4 protein-coding genes are annotated in these 3,745 nt (G+C 61.4%); all 4 read right to left on the reverse strand.

The features are described 5' to 3' along the window. Nucleotides 1-28: 28 nt before the first annotated feature. Nucleotides 29-1,372, reverse strand: a complete 1,344-nt coding sequence (locus NA637_RS24200; protein WP_256075060.1) for a hemolysin family protein — start codon at nucleotides 1,370-1,372, stop codon at nucleotides 29-31. A gap of 99 nt (nucleotides 1,373-1,471) precedes the next feature. Further along, on the reverse strand, nucleotides 1,472-2,773 hold the full coding sequence (phoR, locus tag NA637_RS24205) for a phosphate regulon sensor histidine kinase PhoR (protein WP_256075061.1): 1,302 nt from the start codon (nucleotides 2,771-2,773) through the stop codon (nucleotides 1,472-1,474). An 80-nt stretch (nucleotides 2,774-2,853) separates the two neighbouring features. Then, a complete protein-coding gene (gene phoB / locus NA637_RS24210; RefSeq protein WP_256075065.1) occupies nucleotides 2,854-3,543 on the reverse strand; it encodes a phosphate regulon transcriptional regulator PhoB in 690 nt (229 codons plus the stop codon). Beyond that, nucleotides 3,540-3,745: hypothetical protein (locus NA637_RS24215; protein ID WP_256075066.1), on the reverse strand; the 206-nt coding region annotated here is incomplete at its 5' end. The genes NA637_RS24215 and phoB, both read right to left, overlap by 4 nt.

A 3,745-nucleotide genomic window follows, 5' to 3' on the forward strand; every position in this document is an offset into this window, starting at 1 on the left:
AGCCTCCAGCCTCCAGCCCCCAGCCGCTTTATTCCTGCTTCAATACCTTGGCCAGAACGATCTTCGGTCCGCGCATTTTCTTGACCACGATCTGTAGATCATCCACCAGCAGCTCTTCGTTTTCGTCCGGGACACGCTTCAACGTCTCGTAGATCAGTCCCGCCAGGGTGTCGGCCTCGATATGGTCCAGGTCGATGCCAAGCAGGCGCTCGAGTTTGAACAGTGGCGTGTCGCCCCGCACCAGCAGCTTGCCGGGCTGATAGGCAAGAATGCCGCGCTCGGTTTTGCGGTGCTCGTCCTGAATGTCACCCAGCAGCACTTCCAGCACATCCTCCATGGTCAGGAAACCCACCACCTTGTGGTCGCCTTCTTCAACCAGCACGAAATGCGCACCACCTTGGCGGAACTGGTCCAGCAGCACGTTCAGCGGCAAATGGCGCGGCACCCGCTCCAGGGGGCGCAGTATGTCGCTGAGCACGAAATGCTGAGCCAGTTGCTCGTCGCCTGCGAGCGCCAGCAGCAGATCCTTGATATGCAACAGGCCGATGTAGTCGCCCTGCTCGCCGTCAAAGACCGGGTAGCGGCTGTACTTGTGGCGCCGAATCAGGTCGAGGATGTCGGTCAGCGAAGCGTTGTGTTCCAGTTGCAGCAAGTCCTCACGGGAGTTGGCCCAGTCGGCCACTTCCAGCTCGCTCATTTCGACCGCCGAGGCGAGCACCTTGATGTCCTGATTGGCCGGGTCCAGTGCGCGGTTGGAATGCAGGATCAGCTTGAGCTCGTCGCGGCTGTAGTGGTGTTCGTGGTGGCTCCCCGGCTCGCCCTGGCCGGCCACGCGCAGGATGGCGTTGGCACTGGCGTTGAGCAGGTAGATCGCGGGATACATCGCCCAGTAGAACAGATAGAGCGGCGCGGCCGTCCACAGCGACAGCAGCTCGGGTTTACGAATCGCCCAGGATTTGGGCGCCAGCTCGCCGATGACGATGTGCAGATAGGAAATGATGAAAAAAGCCGTGAAAAAGGCGATGCCATGTACGACCGCCTGGGATTGCACGCCTGCGGCGGCCAGTACCGGCTCCAGCAGGTGGGCAAAGGCCGGCTCACCGACCCAGCCGAGGCCCAGCGATGCCAGCGTGATACCCAGCTGACAAGCCGACAGGTAGGCGTCCAGCTGGCTGTGTACCTTGCGCAGGATGTGCCCGCGCCAGCCGTGCTGCTTGGCGATCGCCTCGACCTTGGTGGCGCGCAGCTTGACCATGGCGAACTCCGCCGCCACAAAGAAGCCGTTGAGCAAGACCAGGAAAACTGCAAACAGAATCATCCCGAAATCGGCGAAGTAGGATGCAGCAGCGTAACTAGCGGGGGAGGGGTCCATTAGGGTGTCGGGTAGTCGAAGACGGCCCAAGGATGGGACCGGCTCGGGGTTATTTCAAGGAGCCGTCGAAGCGCCAGCTGCCGATCGGTTGCCCAGCGGTCACGCTACCGTGGCCTGGGTCAGCGGGAAATGGCAGGTGAAGGTGCTGCCCTTGCCGGGCGTGCTGTTGATATCCAGACGGCCCTGATGCCGCAGCAATACGTGCTTGACGATGGCCAGGCCGAGGCCGGTGCCGCCGGTGCTGCTCGCGCGGCTGGAGTCAACCCGGTAGAAGCGTTCGGTCAGGCGCGGCAGGTGCTTGGGTTCGATGCCGATGCCTGAGTCCTGCACGGCCAGGTGTGCACCATGTTCGTTGCGCCACCAGCGGATATGCACCTCGCCGTTGTCCGGCGTGTATTTCACCGCATTGAATACCAGATTGGAGAATGCGCTGCGCAGCTCACTCTCGCTGCCCCTAAGCAGCAGGGTAGGATCCGCTTCCAAGGTGATCTGGTGGTTGCGCTCGGCCGACAGCGCCAAGGCATCGCTCTTGATGGACTGCAGCAGTTTGGCGATGGCCACCGGCTGGGCATTGGTCGGTGGGCTGGTCGCTTCGAGCTTGGCCAGTAGCAATAGATCGTTGAGCAGGAGCTGCATGCGCCCGGCCTGCTGGTTCATCTGGTTCAACGCCCGTGGCCAGCGCGGAGGCATGTCGTCGGTGTGTTCGAGCATCGTTTCCAGATAGCCGGCGATCACCGTTAACGGCGTGCGCAGCTCGTGGGACACATTGGCAACGAAGTCCTTGCGCATCTGCTCCAGCAGATGCAGGCGGGTGATGTCGCGTACCACCATCAGATGCTCGCTGTTGCCGTAGCGGGTAATGGTGATCTGCAGCCAGAGGCGGTCGTTGACTGGCGACGACAGCTCCAGCGGCTCCTCGTGGCGACCTTTGTCGAAGTATTCCTTGAAGCTCGGGTGGCGCACCAGGTTGGTCACCGGATGGCCGGTATCCTGCGGTTTCTTCAGGCCCAGCAAACGCTCGGCGGCAGGGTTCCACCATTCCAGATTGGCATCGCTGTCGAGCATGATCACCGCATCCCTGAGCGCGGTGGTCGAGCCTTGCACCCGGTCGATCACCGATTGCAACTGGGCTCGCAGACGCAGATCGCGGCGCTGGAGCTGGTACAGGTTGTCGAAAATCTCGCCCCAGATGCCATGACTGTCCGGCGGAGGCTGATCGGTTTGATCGCTCTTCAGCCACAGCAGCAAGCGCCGAATCTGACGCAGCGTCCAGCCCAGGTAACCGGTGAGGCCAATCACCAGTGCCCAGGCATATTCGCCCGAGACCAGACCCACCAGCAGGCAGCCTGCCAGTATCAACAGCAGGCGGCGCACCAGAGCGCCTTGCCAGTCTTGATTCACCCCTAATGCTCCTTGAGGCAGCTTGAGGCCGGCCGGAAATCATCTGCAACGCCAGCTCAGGCTCGGCGGTTGCGGCTTGTTCAGCTCTTGGTGGAAAAACGGTAACCGGTGCCGCGCACGGTTTGCACCAGGTTTTCATAGGTCTCGCCCAGTGCTTTGCGCAGGCGGCGGATATGCACATCCACCGTGCGTTCCTCGACATACACATTGCCGCCCCAGACCTGATCGAGCAACTGCCCACGGGTGTAGGCACGCTCCTGATGGGTCATGAAGAACTGCAGCAGGCGGTATTCGGTCGGGCCCATGTCTGCGGGTGTGCCGTCGATGGTCACCCGGTGGCTGATGGGGTCCAGCAGCAGACCGCCGATCTCGATCGGCGTTTCGTTGTCGCTGGTGCCGGCGCGGCGCAGCACAGCCTTGAGGCGCGCCACCAGTTCACGAGGCGAGAAGGGTTTGGTGATGTAGTCATCGGCGCCCACTTCCAGGCCCTGGATCTTGTTGTCCTCGGCATCCTTGGCGGTGAGCATGATGATCGGTGTGTTGGCGGTCATCTCGTCGCGCTTGAGGCGCCGGGCGAGCTCGATGCCGGATGTGCCGGGCAGCATCCAGTCGAGCAGAATCAGGTCCGGTTGACGGTCGAGGGTCAGCGCATGGGCCTGCTGGACGTTTTCCGCTTCAAGGCATTCGTAGCCGGCCATCTCCAGCGCCACCACGATCATTTCGCGAATCGGCGCTTCGTCATCGACGATCAGTATGCATTTACCGTTCATGTCTGCTCCCGGTCCGTTTCTTGTCGCTCGGCATTAGATAACGGAAATGTTGCAGGGATGTTACAGCGGGAGAGGCCGATAAAAGCGCTGGAGGCTGGAAAGCCTGGACGATAAAGCCAGCGGAACGTTCGACTTCGAGATGCAAGCTGCGGATAAGTGAAAAAGAACCTTGACAGGGTGAGGTTGGAGCTAAACGTTGTCC

The sequence above is a fragment of the Stutzerimonas stutzeri genome (assembly GCF_024448935.1).
GTDB classification, from domain to species: domain Bacteria; phylum Pseudomonadota; class Gammaproteobacteria; order Pseudomonadales; family Pseudomonadaceae; genus Stutzerimonas; species Stutzerimonas stutzeri_AO.